At 68.1% G+C, this 16341-nt stretch carries 15 protein-coding genes; 12 read left to right on the top strand and 3 right to left on the bottom strand.

Annotated elements, in window-relative coordinates; translation table 11 throughout:
• Positions 1 to 41 precede the first annotated feature (41 nt).
• From FDA38_RS27390 to FDA38_RS27380, 3 genes are read left to right on the top strand one after another with little or no spacing between them, the layout of a single operon-like run.
• Positions 42 to 581 carry a sigma-70 family RNA polymerase sigma factor gene (locus FDA38_RS27390; protein WP_202877854.1) on the top strand — a complete coding sequence of 180 codons (540 nt, stop codon included), beginning with the start codon at positions 42 to 44 and terminating at the stop codon, positions 579 to 581.
• Complete coding sequence (locus tag FDA38_RS27385) at positions 578 to 1303, top strand: YoaK family protein (protein ID WP_137257012.1); 726 nt, start codon at positions 578 to 580, stop codon at positions 1301 to 1303. Before FDA38_RS27390 ends, FDA38_RS27385 begins: the two co-directional genes overlap by 4 nt.
• Positions 1304 to 1329: 26 nt before the next feature.
• Positions 1330 to 2022 carry a response regulator gene (locus FDA38_RS27380; protein WP_137257011.1) on the top strand — a complete coding sequence of 231 codons (693 nt, stop codon included), beginning with the start codon at positions 1330 to 1332 and terminating at the stop codon, positions 2020 to 2022.
• 7 nt (positions 2023 to 2029) lie between these two features.
• On the opposite strand, the gene FDA38_RS27375 is transcribed toward FDA38_RS27380, so the two are convergent.
• Complete coding sequence (locus tag FDA38_RS27375) at positions 2030 to 2398, bottom strand: response regulator transcription factor (protein ID WP_137257010.1); 369 nt, start codon at positions 2396 to 2398, stop codon at positions 2030 to 2032.
• 193 nt (positions 2399 to 2591) lie between these two features.
• On the opposite strand from FDA38_RS27375, the gene FDA38_RS27370 reads away from it, so the two are divergent.
• Complete coding sequence (locus FDA38_RS27370; RefSeq protein ID WP_137257009.1) at positions 2592 to 3482, top strand: hypothetical protein; 891 nt, start codon at positions 2592 to 2594, stop codon at positions 3480 to 3482.
• Between the two features lie 36 nt (positions 3483 to 3518).
• Here FDA38_RS27370 and FDA38_RS27365 read toward each other — a convergent pair whose 3' ends face one another.
• A complete protein-coding gene (locus FDA38_RS27365; protein WP_137257008.1) occupies positions 3519 to 4514 on the bottom strand; it encodes an aldo/keto reductase in 996 nt (331 codons plus the stop codon).
• A gap of 247 nt (positions 4515 to 4761) precedes the next feature.
• Here FDA38_RS27365 and FDA38_RS27360 point away from each other — a divergent pair, with 247 nt between their 5' ends.
• Positions 4762 to 6324 carry an AbgT family transporter gene (locus tag FDA38_RS27360; protein WP_137257007.1) on the top strand — a complete coding sequence of 521 codons (1563 nt, stop codon included), beginning with the start codon at positions 4762 to 4764 and terminating at the stop codon, positions 6322 to 6324.
• On the opposite strand, the gene FDA38_RS27355 is transcribed toward FDA38_RS27360, so the two are convergent.
• Positions 6325 to 7401 carry an Lrp/AsnC family transcriptional regulator gene (locus FDA38_RS27355; protein WP_137257006.1) on the bottom strand — a complete coding sequence of 359 codons (1077 nt, stop codon included), beginning with the start codon at positions 7399 to 7401 and terminating at the stop codon, positions 6325 to 6327. It lies immediately after the preceding gene.
• Between the two features lie 81 nt (positions 7402 to 7482).
• On the opposite strand from FDA38_RS27355, the gene FDA38_RS27350 reads away from it, so the two are divergent.
• The 7 genes from FDA38_RS27350 (at position 7483) to FDA38_RS27325 (ending at position 16331) form a co-directional block, all read left to right on the top strand.
• Entirely contained in the window at positions 7483 to 8982 is a 1500-nt protein-coding gene (locus FDA38_RS27350; RefSeq protein WP_137257005.1) for an amidohydrolase family protein, read from the top strand.
• A complete protein-coding gene (locus FDA38_RS27345) occupies positions 8979 to 9938 on the top strand; it encodes a threonine ammonia-lyase (protein WP_137257004.1) in 960 nt (319 codons plus the stop codon). Before FDA38_RS27350 ends, FDA38_RS27345 begins: the two co-directional genes overlap by 4 nt.
• A complete protein-coding gene (locus FDA38_RS27340) occupies positions 9935 to 10285 on the top strand; it encodes a RidA family protein (RefSeq protein ID WP_137257003.1) in 351 nt (116 codons plus the stop codon). The genes FDA38_RS27345 and FDA38_RS27340 overlap by 4 nt, the downstream gene beginning before the upstream one ends.
• 154 nt (positions 10286 to 10439) lie before the next feature.
• Positions 10440 to 10661: a hypothetical protein gene (locus FDA38_RS42395; RefSeq protein WP_170989891.1), complete on the top strand. Its 222-nt coding sequence runs from the start codon at positions 10440 to 10442 to the stop codon at positions 10659 to 10661.
• A 23-nt stretch (positions 10662 to 10684) separates the two neighbouring features.
• Complete coding sequence (locus FDA38_RS27330; RefSeq protein ID WP_137257002.1) at positions 10685 to 12934, top strand: beta propeller repeat protein; 2250 nt, start codon at positions 10685 to 10687, stop codon at positions 12932 to 12934.
• On the top strand, positions 12934 to 13182 hold the full coding sequence (locus tag FDA38_RS42390) for an ABC transporter permease (RefSeq protein WP_170989890.1): 249 nt from the start codon (positions 12934 to 12936) through the stop codon (positions 13180 to 13182). The genes FDA38_RS27330 and FDA38_RS42390 overlap by 1 nt, the downstream gene beginning before the upstream one ends.
• Before the next feature lie 8 nt (positions 13183 to 13190).
• Positions 13191 to 16331 carry a P-loop NTPase fold protein gene (locus tag FDA38_RS27325; protein ID WP_170989889.1) on the top strand — a complete coding sequence of 1047 codons (3141 nt, stop codon included), beginning with the start codon at positions 13191 to 13193 and terminating at the stop codon, positions 16329 to 16331.
• Positions 16332 to 16341 lie beyond the last annotated feature (10 nt).

The following is a 16341-nucleotide window of genomic DNA, read 5'->3' as shown; positions in this document are numbered from 1 at the left end:
CCGCGACGACAGCACCGCCCACGCCGCGCGATGCTCCAATTGTGCGATCACTGCGTAGTACCCAGGAGCTCAAGGAGCGCTTCGAGACGGAGGCGGTCCCGCTACGCCCTCGCCTGTACGTCGCCGCGCTGCGGCTGACTGGGAACCCCGCCGACGCCGAGGACCTGCTGCAGGAGACGTTCCTGCGCGCGTACCGGGGCTTCGCGGGATTCGAGCCCGGAACCAACCTGCGCGGGTGGCTCTTCCGGATCCTGCGCAACGTCTTCATCACCAGCTACCGCAAGCGCCGCAACGAGCCCATCACCGTCTCCGACCAGTGGTACGAGACGACCGGCCGCGTCCTGCACACTGTCGCCGCCTCGGCCGAAGCCACCGTCATCGACGCGATCCCGGACCAAGGCCTGCAAACGGCGCTGGCGTCGCTCCCGGACCGCTACCGGCGCGTCGTCCTGCTCTTCGATGTCGGGGGTTTCAGCTACCAGGAGATCGCCGACATGGTCGGGATTCCCAGGGGAACCGTGATGTCCCGGATCCACCGCGGCCGGCGGGCTCTGCGGGCGGACCTGGAGCGAGCCTCGTGATCGCGATTCTGCGCGAGGCCTGGCACACCGCCGTACCGGAAGACGGCGATCGGCACGGTCCGTTGCAGCCGTTGATGCTTGTGCTCACGGTGGTCACCGGCTTGGTCGACGCGTTCAGCTATCTGTCGCTGGGACACGTCTTCGTGGCGAACATGACCGGGAATGTCGTGTTCGGCGGCTTCGCGATCGCCGGAGTAGCTGGGTTCTCCCTGCTGGCCACCGTTGTCGCGCTGGTGGCGTTCGCCGGGGGAGCCCTGCTCTGCGGGCGCATGATTCGTCACGGCGTGGCCCATCGGGCCGGCGTGCTGTACCGCGCCGTCGGTGTGGAGGTCCTTCTCGTCGGCGCGGCGTTCGTCGTGGTCGCGGTGCTCGGAGCTGGCAGCACCCGCTATCCGCTGCTCGTGCTGCTCGGGCTCGGGTTGGGCGTACAGAACGCCGTGGCGCGGTGGCTGGCGGTACCTGATCTCACCACTACCGTGCTCACCCTGACCGTCACAGGTATTGCGGCTGATAGCCGCGCGGCGGGTGGACCCGGGTCGAGGGCCGGTCGACGCCTGCTGTCCGCGGCAGCCATGCTCGTCGGCGGCCTGGTCGGAGCGCTGATGCAGCGAGCGGGCTGGCATGCGGTGCCACTCCTGGTTGCCACCGTGCTGCTCGCAACGGTCTGCCTCACGGCCCGTCGGCTCGCCTCGTCCAGCGCACCCTGGACTCGTAGCCCGTGACGGCTCCATCCGACATACTCTGTGCCATGGCGACCCGGCCGTCACCACAGCAGAGCGACGATGATGCTGCTCGCACACGTGTGCTGCTGGCCGAGGACGACGTACTCCTGCGTGAAGGGCTCGCCCGGCTACTGCAGCAGGCCGGCTTCGAGGTGGTCGGGCAGACCGGTGACAGCGCGTGGATCCTTCCGCTGGTGCGTGACGAGCAGCCGGATCTGGTCGTGCTGGACATCCGGATGCCTCCGACCAGCACGAACGAGGGCCTGGACGCGGCGCGCCAGATCCGCACCGAGTTCCCTGGTATCGCCATTCTGGTGCTGTCGGCCCATACCGAGGTCGAGCACGCGATGGAGCTGCTGGCGACCGGTGAACGGGTCGGGTACCTGCTGAAGACGCGGATCACGGATGTCGACGAGTTCATCCAGACGCTGGAGCGGATCGTCAGGGGCGGTTCGGTGATCGACCCCGCGCTGGTGCAGGAGCTTGTCAGTACGCGACGCCGCAACGATCCGCTCGGGGGACTGAGCGAGCGCGAGCAGGAAGTCCTCGCGTTGATGGCCGAGGGCCGGTCGAACGCCGGCATCGCCCGGCGGCTGTGGGTGACCGAGGGCACGGTGGAGAAGCACGTCCGGCACATCATGGCGAAGTTGAGCCTGCCGGCGACCGACGACGACCACCGGCGGGTGCTCGCCGTGGTCGCGTACCTCGAGGCCCGCTGAGCGCAGGTCAGGCCGTGAGGCCGAGCACGGTGCGGATCGCCGGGACGGACAGCCTGGTCTTGGGCAGGAAACCGGCCACCGGACTGGCCGAGATGCGGTCTGCGTAGTCCTCCTCGGCGTGCGTGGAGACCAGGATCACCGTGGCCGGTGCCAGCTCGGTCTCGCCGGTCAACCGGCGTACGACGTCGAAGCCGCTCTCCTTGCCGAGGTCGATGTCGACCAGGGTGACATCCGGCCCGAGCTCCCGGGCGAGGCGGACCGCCTCGTCGCCGTTCGAGGCCACGGCCACCACGTGCATGCCCTCGCGCTCCAGTAGACCGCGTGCAGCCGACAGGAAATGAGGGCTGTCATCGACGATCAAGCAGCGCAACTCCATGGCTCCAGGATGCCGAACCGCCGAGCGCCCAACAATCCGGCTAGCTGGAAGCCTGGGCGGGTCCGATCTTCCGGCTGGCCGGTACGGCGGATTGCCGCTCGCTGTGACGAAATCCGGTCGCTGCGTCGGCACCGTGGGAGGTGGCAGAAAACCGCGGAGTCATGGAGAGGTACTGGTCGTGAGGTTCGGATCGATGCTGAGGGCAACGGCAGTGCTGCTCTCCCTGCTGGGACACGCGATCGGACCGCAGTGGGGGATCACCCACGTGGCCGCGGTCACACACCATGATCCGGCGCCTGCCGAATCACCCGCGGAGCGTGCGGGGGAGCGGCTCGACGCGATGTCACCCGCTGACCGCGACCGGGTGGAGGCGACGATGGCGGCCGCCGATGCCGACGAACGGCCGTACGTCGTCAAGGTGGTGGCGGCTGGGCACAATGCCGGCGAGGTTGCGTCGTTCGCGCAGCTGATCCGTGGCAAGAAGCCTCATTGGCTGCACACCCACCTCGATCTCCTCGATCCCGACGGATCCGGTTGGGTCGACTACCGATCTGCTCCCGTGCAACAGCCCGACGACACGAGCTGTGGGCCGATGACCATCCTGATGGCGCGCGCGATGGCCGACCCGCTGTACGCGCTGTACCTGACGACCGGCGACAGCACGGTCCGCGCCGACGCGGCCGCGGGGCAGTTCCAGGCCCGGCTGACCGCCGAGGAACACCGCATCCACGCCGAGACCAACCGCTTCTGGCCGCAGCGCCTCGGCTCGACACCGCTCGGAATGAGCAACGAGCTGAATCGGTACGCCGACGCACTCGGAACCCACTACCGGCCACGCCTGGCCAACCGTTCGGCACTCGCGGACGCAGCCGATGCCGCAGGCAACGGTCATCCCGTACCCGTGCTGATCGGCGACTGGATCCCACACCACTACATCCTGCTGATCGGCCGCGTCGGCGCGGACCTCCTCTACTACGAGCCCGGCTACGCAACCGTCGGCAGCCTCAACGAACAGAACTTCCTCCACGGCAAACTCGACGTCATCGGATTCCACCGCATCTACGCGGTGGTCACCCCTTCGTAAGCCCTCCGATCGCGGACAGATATGCGGCGCTCGGCTTCATGGCCGGATCTCTCCGTGGCCGGCGCCCGTCCGTCGCAACGCGTCGGCGATCTCGATGAGGTCGGTCGCATCCAGGTCCACGTCCGGCGCCGAGATCCAGCCGTCGACCTGGCGTGGATGCCGGGCGCCGACGATCGCCGCGGTGACACCCGGGCGCGACAGGCACCACGCGATGGCGATGCTCGCGACGCTGGTCCGATGGCGGTTCGCGATCGGACGGAGCGCGTCCACCAACGCGAGGTTGCGCATCAGGTTCCGCCCGAGGAAGTCGGCCGATCCGGACCGCCAGTCGTCGAACGGCAGAGTCGCGGCGCGTTCGGCCGTGAACGCGCCGGAGAGCAGCCCCGACTGCATCGGGCTGTAGACGATCACGCCGGTGCCGTTCGAGTGACACCAGTCAAGCTCTGCAGCGGCGTCGCGATTGATCAGCGAGTACGGCGGCTGCAGCGCATCGACCGGTGCGATCCTCTCGGCCCTCTCGAGCTGCTTGGTGTCGTGGTTGGACAGCCCGATCGCGCGAACCTTCCCCGCAGCCTTCAGCTGCGCCAGGACCTCCCAATACTCCTCGATCGGTTCGGGCGCAGGCCAGTGCATCTGGTAGAGATCGATCCGCTCTGTGCGCAGCCGGCGCAGCGAGCCCTCCACCTCGCGCCGGATCGAGGCCGCGTGACCGCTGCGACGCGGTTCGACGCCGCGGTCGGCCCGGTCCCAGACCAGGCCGCATTTGGTGAAGACGTACGGCCGGTCGGCCTCGCCGTACGGCTTGACGGCGCGGGCCACGAGTTCTTCGGAGTGCCCGAGCCCGTACACAGCCGCCGTGTCGATCCAGTTCACCCCGGCTTCGATCGCGCGCCGGATCGCGTCGATCGAAGCACGGTCGTCCTGCGTGCCCCACCCGTACGCCCACTCGCCGCCGCCGATCGCCCAGGCGCCGAAGCCGACCCGGGTGATGTCCATTCCCGTCGTGCCGAACGGCACGGTGCGCAAACTCATGACCCAACTGTGTGGGCGACTCCGACGATTATTCCAACAGGGAAATGTGATCCACCGGATTCATCGCAGCGATTAATCACCCGGCCAGCTGACGACCATGCCCGGGATCGATCGCGCGTGAACGCCTGTGTCCTATTTCCGGCATAGATGAGCCGTCATCTGTCTCATTCCTGCATCTGGACAGTCGGCTGAGTTTGATACCGACACACTGGCGGACACGAAACCGCGCGATCCTGTGAGGCATCCGATGACGACGAACAAACACGACACAACTGAACAGCTCGCGATCGACGAACGCGAGCCCGGTCGGCTGGGCGGCGTACTGGGCCTCATCGAGCGCCTCGGCAACAAGCTGCCCAACCCGTTCCTGCTCTTCGTCGGCCTGCTGCTGTTGATCGCGGTGGCGTCGACGATCGTCGCGGCGTTCCATGTGACAGTCAGCGTCCCGGGAGTGAAGGACGTCGTGCCGATCCGGGCCGCGCTCTCACCGGACGGCCTGGTTGCGCTGATGCAGGGCGTGATCGACAACTTCGTGTCGTTCCCCGCGTTGGGTCCGGTGCTGGTCGTGGTCCTCGGCGTCGGTGTCGCACAGGGCACCGGCGCGCTCGAAGCCGCCGTACGGCTGGTGTTCGCGCGGGTGCCGCGCAGTGCGGTGCCGTACGTCGTGGCGCTGGTCGCCTGCCAGGGACATGTGATGTCCGACGCTTCGTTCCTGGTCATCCCGCCGCTCGCCGCACTCGTCTTCATGGCAGTCGGGCGGCATCCACTCGCCGGCCTGATCGGTGCCTACGCCTGTACGGCGACGGGGTACGGCGGCGGGCTGCTGATGGGGACGCTCGACGCGTCGCTGGCCGGCATCACGCAGAAGGCTGCCTCGCTACTCCCGGCCGGACACGACTTCCATGGCAACATCGCGATGAACTACTACTTCGGGGTCGCCGCCGGCCTGATCCTGCCGATCGTCGGCGGCCTGCTGATCGACAAGGTGCTGGAGCCGAAGCTCGGTCCTTGGCAGGGCACGCAGGCAGAGACCGAAGGCGTGCGGGTGAGTCGCGAGGAGAAGCGCGCCGTTCTGATCGCTGCCGGTGCGGTGGCGGTCTTCGGAGTACTGCTCACGGTCGCGTGGTTGGTGCCCGGTTCGCCGTTGCAGGGTGAGGGCGGCACGCTCGTCCCGTCGCCGCTACTGTCGAATCTCGTGATCGCGATCTCGCTGTCGTTCCTGATCTTCGGTCTGGTGTACGCGCGGGTGCTGCCGGTCCAGCGGGACAAGCGCCAGGTCGGCAAGCTGATGGAACAGGCGATCCGTGAGATGGCCGGCTTCATCGTGCTGATCTTCATCGTGTCGCAGACCCTCGCGGTGCTGGCCTACTCGAACCTCGGCGTGCTGATGGCCGTCAAGCTGGCCGATTCCGCGCAGAGCGTCGGACTGCGTGGTTTCGGCGTGCTGGTCTTCCTGGTCGTGCTGTCGTCCCTGCTGAACCTGGTCATCACCTCCGGGAGCGGGCTCTGGTCGCTGGAGTCGACGGTGATGGTGCCTGCGCTGATGCTGCTCGGGTTGTCACCGGCGATGATCCAGGCCGCGCACCGGATCGGCGACTCGGTGACGCAGGCGATCTCGCCGATGCACATCTTCTTGTACCTCGTGCTCACGATGGCGCGGCGCTACGAGCCGAACCTGAAGCTCGGGACGCTGGTGGCGAGGCTGGTGCCGTTCGCTCCCGCGTTCGCCGTCGTCTGGATCGCGATCCTCGCCCTGTTCTACTTCCTCGGCCTGCCGCCCGGTCCTGGACAATCGGTCTTCCTGCCCTGATCAGCGAAGCTCGAGGGCCCATGGGTCGACCGGAGTCGCTCGGACCCAGCGGCCGGTGGCGTCCAGGACGCGCCCGTACAACTTGGCCTGCCGGAGCACCATCTGCCGGTCGACCACCCGGATGTGCGGGAACTCGCTGGTCAGCCGGGAGACCAGCGGATGGAGATCGGACGCGGAGTGCAGGCCGACCGTGAGCAGCATGTTGGCCGGTCCCGCGACCGCCGCACAGGTACGGGTCTCGGCCCAGTCGACCAACGCGCGGCCGGTCTTCTCGAGCAGGTGATCCGGCATCTCCAGCCAGAGCACCGCTGCCGCGTGCCAACCGGCCAGCGGCCGGGCGAGGTCGCACCGGAAGTCGACGTCGCCGGTCGCGACCAGCCTGGCCAGCCGGCGTTGGACCGTGCGTGAGGATGCGCCGACCAGCTCGCCCAGCTCGGGGTACGTCGCGCGCCCGTCGACCGACAACGCCGAGAAGAGCCGTCGGTCGATGTCGTCCATCGGCCTGGTCGACTCGGCCGGGCCGGTGGCCGGTGTCAGGGCCGACACCGCGGATCGGGGTAGCACGCGGAGGCGCCAGCGGCGGGACGCGTCGAAGACACGGGTGGCCATGTGCGTCCGGATCTTGCGTACGCCCGGCAGCCGCGGAAGGTCCGCGAGCAGGTAGTCGGCCAACGGCGGCAGGGACGCCGACACGGCGATCACCCAGAGGTCGTAGCTGCCCGCGATGTGTTGGAGCGTGATGAGGTGGCCGGCTTGCCCGAGTGCGTCGGCCACCTCGAGGGTCGCGCCCGCCTCACAGTCGAGCTCGAGGAACGCCATCGTCATCGTGTGCAGTTGCCGCTGGCCGAGCGCGACCGTCGACCACGCCTCGCCGGCGGAGTTCAGCCGGGCCCATCGCCGCGCGACCGTGACCGGGTCGACGCCGAGCACGTCGCCGAGCTGGGCCCAGCTGGCCCTGGGGCTGATCTGCAGGGCGTCGATCAGTCCGAGGTCCGCCTCGGACAGCAGCGATGCCGATCCAGTGTCGGAATCCTGCGATCGATCAAGGCCTTGTGTCCCAATGCGGCGACTTTCCATGTCCGGGAGCTTACTTCCGGATACTTGCGGTGCCAATGAGACTGCCGGACCGAACGTCGGCCGGCCGGAGAGGACGGTTCCATGGAGTCGCGACCCGCTGCGGTTGCCGAGTGCGATCTGCTGCTGACCGGAGGGCGGGTGATCGACGCGGAGACCGGACGCGACGAGATCGCCGACGTCGCAATCACCGGCGGCACGATCGTCGCGGTCGGTGGTTCCTCACCTCGCGCCGACGTGACCATCGATGTGGGCGGGCGTGTCGTGACCGCGGGATTCATCGATCTGCACAGCCACGCGCAGAACATCCCGTCGCTCCGGTTGCAGGCACTCGACGGCGTCACCACGGCGCTGGAATTGGAGTCCGGCGCCGGTGATGTCGCCCGATCGCTGGCCCGCGCGGGCGACGAGGGCCGCCCGATCAACTTTGGGTACTCCGCATCGTGGGCTCAGGCGCGCATGGACGTCCTGGACGGATCGAGTCCGGACGGCGGCTTCCTCGACTTCACCAACGGCCTGGCCGGCGCCAACTGGCAGAAGCCGGCCGAAGCCTCTGAGCTGGACAAGATCGTCGGCCGGCTGGAAGAGCAGTTGTCTGCGGGCGCCATCGGAATCGGTGTGCTCGTCGGGTACGCCCCCCAGACCGGGCGCAACGAGTACCTCCGGGTGGCGTCCCTCGCCGCGCGATACGGCGTACCGACGTACACGCATGCCCGGTTCAAGAATCCCGAGGATCCCGAGTCGGCGCTCGAAGGTGTGGCCGAGGTCGTTGCCGCGGCCGCCGGAACCGGCGCGCACATGCACTTGTGTCATGTGAACTCCACGTCGCTCCGGGCCATCGACGAGGTCGCCGAGTTGATCGACGGCGCCCGGCAGCGTGGGCTGGATGTCACGACCGAGGCCTATCCCTACGGCGCGGGGATGACGGCCGTCGGGGTGCCGTTCCTGCACCCGGACCGACTCCCGCGACTGGGGATCGAGCCGTCGAACCTGAGCATCGTCGCGACGGGGGAGCGGCCCAAGGACGCGGCCCGGCTGCTGCAGATCCGGCAGGAGACGCCAGGCGCGCTCGTGATCATCCACTACCTCGACGAAGACAAGGAGGAGGACGTGTCTCTGATCCGCCGCGCTTTGCTGATGCGCGACACCGCCGTCGCGTCCGACGCGATTCCGTTCACGACACCGGCCGGACTGGTGGTCGAAGGCGATCGGGCGTTACCGCCGGATGCATCGTCCCATCCGCGCACCGCCGGAACGTTCGCCCGCTTCCTCCGTACGACGGTGCGCGAGAGCGGCGCGCTCTCGCTCGCGGAGGCGCTCCGGCGGTGTTCGTTGCTTCCGGCAAACATCTTGACCGAGGCTGTCCCCGCGATGGCACGCAAGGGCCGGGTGCAGGTCGGCGCCGACGCCGACCTCGTGGTGTTCGATCCCGAGTTGGTGAGCGATCGATCGACGTACGCCGCATCGCAGACCAGCTCGACCGGCTTCGACCACGTATTAGTGGCCGGCCGAGCGGTCGTTCGCGACGGCAACGTGGTCACCACCGCGCTCCCCGGCGAGGCTGTTGTGCGAGGTGCCCGATGACCGCGGAATTGGTAGGGCTCAACGAGATCCGCGCGGCCGCGGACCGGATCGCCGGTGTTGCCGTCCGTACGCCGATCGTCGACCTCCCGCATCCCGAGGAGCCTAAGCTCGTACTGCGTTGCAAGGCCGAATCGCTGCAGCCGACCGGAGCGTTCAAGCTCCGCGGCGCCTACAACATGATCGCCCAGGTCATGGACCGCGCGCGTACAAACGGCATCGTCGCGCAGTCCTCGGGCAACCACGCGCGGGCGGTCGCCTGGCTGGCCCGCCGATTCGATCTGCGCGCGGTGATCGTGATGCCGGACGCGGCACCCGCCCACAAGGTCGCCGCGGTCCGGGCGCTCGGCGTCGAGGTTGAGTTGGTGCCGCCGGCCGAACGTGACACCCGGCCGCTGGAGCTCGCTGCGAAGGGATACGTCCACGTTCCGCCGTACGACGATCCACGTGTTATCGCAGGGCAGGGGACGGTCGGGCTGGAGTTGCTCGAGCAGGTGCCCGAGCTCGAGAGCATCGTGGTTCCGGTCTCCGGTGGCGGTCTTGTCGCCGGAATGGCGACGGCGATCAAGGCGTTGCGTCCGGAGGTCCGGGTGATCGGGGTGGAACCCGAGCTGGCCGCGGATGCGGCGCAGAGCCTGTGGCTCGGGCAACGGATCACGTGGGAGCCTCGCCGTACCTATCGCACGGTGGCCGACGGTCTGCGTACGAATGTGCTCGGCGTTCATCCGTGGGAGCACATCCGCCGCTACGTGGACGAGATCGTCACCGTCACCGACGAGCAGATCCTCGCCGCCGTACGGTATTTGGCGATCGAGGGCCGGCTTGTCGCCGAACCGGCCGGTGCCGCGGCGGTGGCCGCGTGGCTGAACGACAAGGTGCCCGTCGGGCCGGGCGCCGCTGCCATCGTGTCCGGCGGATCGATCGATCCGAAGCTGCTTGCATCGGTGCTCGAGTCATGAGCGGCATCGAGGCACACCCCTACAGCGATGCCGTGGTCGCGGGCGGATTGGTATTCGTGTCGGGCTCGCTGCCACTGCGGCCCGACGGCGTTGTCGTCGGTGGCCGGGCCGAGGCGCTGACGGAGGCCATGGAGACGGTACGGCGCCGGCTCGCGACCGTGAACGCCCGGGTCGAGGACGTCGTCAAGGCGACGTACTACCTGACCGACATCACCTTGCGGGACGAGGCCAACGCGCAGTTCTGCGAGGTGTGGTCCGAGCCCCGCCCGGCGCGGACCGTGGTCGAGGTGGCCGAGCTGCCGTACGGCTCGGTCGTCGAAATCGACATCGTCGCACTGGCCCCCTGACCACTACTAGCGCGCTCGTGGACGTGTGTAGCCGGAGGCTTGCGCGGTGTGGTGGGCGGTGCCAGGCTGAGTCGTACGCCGTCGACGGCGGGAGCGGACTGCACCGGGGGGACATCGGTGCCGGCCGTACTGCGGGCGGCACCAGGGGGATCGCATGGGGAACAGACATCACGAGCCGGGTGGGCGGGCGGAAGACCGGCGTCGTCAGTTCGAGGACTCGCGCGGGTTGGACGGCAGACGCGAGCTCCCGCTCGACGACGAGCCTGCAGCTGACGAGTCTTCCGCTGACGAGGCGGCGGATGAGTCGGACGACGATGAGCTCGATCCGGACGAGGTGTCTTCACCCGCCGAGTGCGAGGCGGACGATCAGCAGTAGGTATTTGTAGGGGGGGCGTCCAGATGAAGGGTCCGATCGAGCTTCAGGAGCGTGGGGCGGGGAAGGCGGCAAAAGAGGGAGCCAACGGTGAGCAGCCTGTTCAGCGGAAGATCTTCCTCCGGGAGGCGGCGTTTCTCGACGCACGGGGACTGAGCCGCGAGGCGAAACCACTCGCGATCGCCGAAGAGCGGACGACAGCTCAGTCGTACGGTCACGCGATGCGCGAGCGTGCAACGCTCCTTGCGGCAGCACCGCCGTCGCCCGACCTGGTGTGGCGTCCGTTGGGGCCAAGTGGGATCCCGAACGGGCAGACGTACGGCACAGGTCCCGGAAGCGCCGTCACAGTAGCTGGACGGATATCGGCGATCGCTGTCGATCCCAGCGACTCGCGCCGGCTCCTGATCGGTAGCGCTGCGGGCGGTATCTGGCAGTCGCGCGACGGTGGCGCGAACTGGACGCCACGTACTGACGACCAGCCGACGCTGTCGATCGGCGCGCTGGCCTTCGACCCGTCCGACGGATCCACGGTCTACGCGGGAACCGGCGAGGGGAACTCGGAGTACTTCCATCTCGGCCAGGGAATTCTGGTGTCGCACGACGGCGGTGCGAGCTGGACGCAGATCGCCGAGCAGGTGTTCGCGGAGGTCGGCTTCTACCGGCTCGTCGTGGACCCGGCGGGCGGTGGGCGGTTGCTCGTCGCGACTACCGGCGGCGCGGCCGAGTCCCCGGACGGCGGTGCGACCTGGTCGTTGCTGCACCGGGGAATGACCTGGGATGTCTCGTTGGCCAAGCACCATTCGGGAGTGGAGGAGATTCTGCTCGCAGCGCCGGACGGTCTCTTCGCTGCTAAGAACGGCGGCGCCTTCAACAAGGTGGATCTACCGGGCCTTCCCGCACTCGACACACGCTCGGAGCGGATGGCCGTCGCGCACGTGCCCTCGGATCCTGGGCAGGCGTTCGTCTTCGCCGCGACGCACGGCCGCGCCCGGCTGTGGCATCGGCAGGGCCGGAACGCGCCCTGGGAAAGCGTCGATCTCCCGTCGTTCCGGCTCGGGCAGCTTGTGGACAACGTCCTCAGCGTGGATCAGGCCTTCTACGACTGGTACCTCGCGATCGCGGAGGCCGACACCATCTACCTAGGCGCGAAGGAGCTCGTGAAGGGGGTACGCACCAACGACGAGTGGAAGTGGAGTGACATCTCCACCCGGATCGGTCACGGAGACTCGATCCACCCGGACCAGCACACGATGGCCTTCGATCCCACGGATCCGGACGTCATCTACGCCGGCTGCGACGGCGGGATCTTCCGCAGTCCGGATCGCGGTACGTCGTGGACCTCGCTGAACGCGGGTCTCGCGATCAGCGAGGTCGAGTACCTTGCCCAGCGCCCGGACGACGCCACTTGGTTGCTGGCCGGGCTGCAGGACAACGGGACGATCCGCCGGGAGGGACCCGACGAGTGGTCGCAGGTGGGCCTGGGCGATGGCGGGGACTGCGCTACCGATCTGTCGGCGCCCGACGTCTGCTATCACTCGTACTTCCACATGTACCTGGAGCGCTCGCGGCATCGCGGGGATGCGGACAGCTGGGAGAACGTGACGCCCCCCGATGCCGATACGCCGCTGCAGCTGTTCTATCCGCCGGTCGAGGTGAACGGTTCGGTCGTGGTCAAGGCCGGGCACACCGTTCATCTGTCGAGGGACGCCGGCGACACCTGGTCGGACGTGGATCTGGCCGGCGGTCAGCGATCCATCGCCTCGGCGCTCGCGATCCCGGATCAGGACACGGTTCTGGTCGCCACGATCCAGGGGGACGTGTTCCGCATCCAGTTCGACAACGCGAAATGGAGCGAGGCCGACATGCTCCTTCGGCCGAGGAGCGGCTGGATCAGCGACCTGTTGGTCGATCCGCAGAACGCGAACCGGTACTGGGCGACGTTCTCGAACCCGGGCGCGGTGTTCCGCTCCGACGACGCAGGCGCCACGTGGACGGACGTGACCGCGGATCTGCCCGCCATTCCGGTGAACGCTGTCGTCTGCCATCCGACGGAGAACGATCGGGTGTGGGTCGCTTGTGACGTCGGAGTGTTCGAGTCACGTGACGCCGGCGGCAGTTGGGCGGTGTACGGAACAGGGCTGCCGAACTGTCTGGCGGTGGACCTTGTCTTCCACGAAGGTGAGCAGCTCCTTCGCGTCGGAACTCGTAGCCGCGGCGTGTGGGAGCTGGCGACCCAGGTCGGTCCTGAGATGCCTTTGAAGGAGAGGGGATTGTGATGAAGCAATCGCGTCCGGCGGTCCGACCCCGGTTCTGGTGGCAGGCCGGTTTCTCCGTTGCAGCACTGGTGCTCGCCCTCGTGACGGTGATCAGCCGCGAATGGATCGAACTCCTCACCGGCTGGGACCCCGACAACGGCAGCGGAACCCTGGAATGGGTGATAGTCGCCGTCCTCGGCGTCATCGCTATCGCCCTCGGCGCGGCCGCCCGCCACGAATGGCAGCGGGCCACGGCAACGAGTGGTTGACGGTGTCCATGGCCGCCGAGCGCACAGAAACGCTGCAGGAACTCATCACGGAGACCGGTCACTCGGAGGACCATCGGATCGGGGAGTTCGCGGGGCTTGCGGCCGCCGTACAGCGGGTTCGGCATGACGCCGGGGTCAGCAACACGACGCTCGTCACGCGGTCGACGGCCCTGTTGGTGCTGATGCTGCTCGATCCGAAGATCAACGCTGCTCTGGAGGTCGGCGGAGTACGGCAGTCGGAACTGTTCAAGGCGCTGTCACTGACGAGCGTTCCGGAAAGCACGGCGTCCGGGCCGGCAGGCCTTCATGACGAGTTCGAGCGGGCGATGCGGAGGTATCTGGCCGATCGTCCGCCTCAGCCCCCGATCGATCTGCAGGACATTGCCACCGCGATCATCCGCGACGGCCGCGACCAGCCCGGCGGGCTCTTGCCGGAGCGGCTGAAGGAGCTCGACTACGCGATCGTCCTTGCGGACATCGACCGCTTTCCTCCGAGTACGAGCGAGAGCCGGGCCGAGCGGCCTCCGTTGTCCGAGTCGCTGCAGGCGGTTGCGAGAGAGTTGTCGTCCACGCCGGACACCCTGTCCTCGTTCACCATCGTCCGGGCGATCGCGCAGCGGCACCCGGAGTACGCCGACCATCGCCTCGGCGCCGCGGTCCTCACACCCGTGCCCGGCGCGACCCGACTCACCTGGCCGGAGTGGGCAGAGAATGTTGCCAATGGCTACGATCGCGGCGCGCTCGCACAGTCCGCGCACGGCGTACTCGACGGGCGGCTGTTCCTGATCGGACTCGCGCTTGCCGACCCCACGTTGCACCAGGCCATGGCGGCGGCCGGCGTGTGGACACCACTCCTGCTCGAGATCGACGAGGTGGCGGCTCCGGTCGGCTCGGCGTTGTCGACGGTGCTGCGCGAGATCCAGTTCGGGTACGGGTACCGGAACGACCAGGCGAGCGGGGACGACCAACTCGGCATCCAGGGTGAGGTGAATGCGGTCTGCGCGGTGATCACCGATCCCGTCGTGAAGCCGCCACTCGCCGTCGGCCTGTTCGGCGAATGGGGCAGCGGCAAGAGCTTCTTCATGGACAAGATGCGCCAGCGGGTCGCGGAACTCACCACGCCGTCGACTGCCGGCAGCCAGGACCCCAAACCGCTCAACGTGATCCAGATCAGGTTCAACGCCTGGCATTACTCGGACTCGAGTCTCTGGTCGAGTCTGGCCATCGAGATCTTCGAGCGTCTCGTGGATCCTGAACCGATCGACGAGACGGAGCGCGCTCAGTGGGTACTGCGCAAGGGTGATCCGATGCAGACCGAGCGCAGGGATCTGCTGTCCCAGCTCGAGACCTATCGTGGGGCGAAGGCCGCGCTCGATGCCGAGCGCGTACACCTGACCACCGAGCGCGCAGCGCTGGCCAGGCGCCGCGACCAGGCGACCCAGCAGCGGATGCAGAGCGTTCAGAAAGCGAGGTTCACCGACGTCGCGGGTGCGCTGGCGGAGGACACGACCGTACGCCGGGCCCTCGACCGAGTCGCGACGGAGCTCAAGGTCAAGCCGGCGGTCAGCGAACTGCAGGGTCTCGCAGCCGAGCTCCGGACCACAAGCGGGTACCTGCCGACGGTCTGGCGACTGGTCCGGCACAAGACCTGGACCGTTGCGCTGGCGGCGACGTTCTTCGTTCTTGCCCTCGCCACCGCTGCGTTGATAGTGCGGCCAAGCGTGTCGTGGCTGGGATCGCTCGTGACCGGGGCCGGTTCCGTCGCCGCGATCGTCGTTGCCGTGGTCGGCTGGATCCGGCCCGCGGCCCGGCAGGTGAACCGCGCCTTGAAGGTGATCGAGTCAGCTATTCACGCCAGCGCTGAGGTTGAGGCGAAGCTCCGGTCTCGGCGCGAGCGCGAGGAGCGGATCCTCGACGTGACCCTGACCGCGAAGGATCACGAGATCGCGCAAGCGACCCAGGCGATCGCTGCCCTCGACGAGAAGATCGCTGCCAGCGAAGCCGCGGCGGAGGCGCTGACCGTCGGCCGCAGGCTGTACGACTTTCTCGCCGATCGTGCCGCCGGTTATCAGAAGCACCAAGGTGTGGTCGGCATGCTGCACCGCGACTTCCGGCTGCTGGACGCTCAGTTGCTCGCGTACCGGACGCAGGCGACGCAGACGCCCGGCTGGCCGGCCGCCGATCGGGTGGTCCTCTACATCGACGACCTCGACCGATGCGCACCGAGCAAGGTGCTGGAGGTCCTCGAAGCTGTTCACCTGCTCCTCGCACTCGAACTGTTCGTCGTGGTGGTCGGCGTCGACCCGCGCTGGCTGGAGCGAAGCCTGCGTCACCAGTACCGAGAGCTCGTCACCACGGGCGAGCCGGGCACCGATCCGTACCTGCGGGCGATGCCGATCGAGTACCTCGAGAAGATCTTCCAGATACCGCTGACCCTGCCGGCCATGGAGCCCACGGGGTACGCGCGGCTCATCGCCAGCCTCGCACCGACGACGGCAGTTCCGACGCTGACATCTCCCGGCGACGCACAGCTCGGAACGACCCGACGTGCCACGTCCGGCGAGTCTCCCGGCGGCGATCGCGCGCCGACCCGTGCTCCGTTGGACGTCCAGCCCGGATCGGCGGCAGCAGGTTTGCACGGCCAGCAGATCGACCTGACGCCGGGTGAGGTCACATTCGCTCAGCAGCTCGGCCCGCTGGTGGACAGCCCACGAGCAGCGAAACGATTGATCAACACGTACCGCCTGATCAGGGCCACCCAGCACGTGGGCTCACGCTCGCGATTTCTCGGAGTCAATCGGCAGCCGGGGGAGTACCAGGTGGTTCTGACTCTGCTCGCCGTGGCCGCCGGGTATCCGACGATGGTCGACCGTGTCCTGGTGGCTCTGCAGGACGACGCAGGCAAGCACGGCATCCACCTCTGGCCGGACTTCGTTGCCGCACTTGCGCCGTCGACCGCGGCGAGCCCGACAGGGAGACTCGTCCCGTCGGATCTCGATCTGCCGAACGATCCGGAGCGGATCGACTCAGCGGTCTGGGCGAACATGCATCGCTCGCTGGCCGCCTGCCTGCCCGCCACCCAGCTGACTCAACTCGAGCCCTATCAGCGCTGGGGCCGCATCGTTGCCCGGTTCAGTTTCACGCTGTAGTCCGACGGTC

It is taken from the genome of Kribbella jiaozuonensis, assembly GCF_005233875.1.
Lineage (GTDB): Bacteria > Actinomycetota > Actinomycetes > Propionibacteriales > Kribbellaceae > Kribbella > Kribbella jiaozuonensis.
Note: the sequence above shows the minus strand (reverse complement) of the source record. Positions and strands in the feature narration are given on the sequence as shown.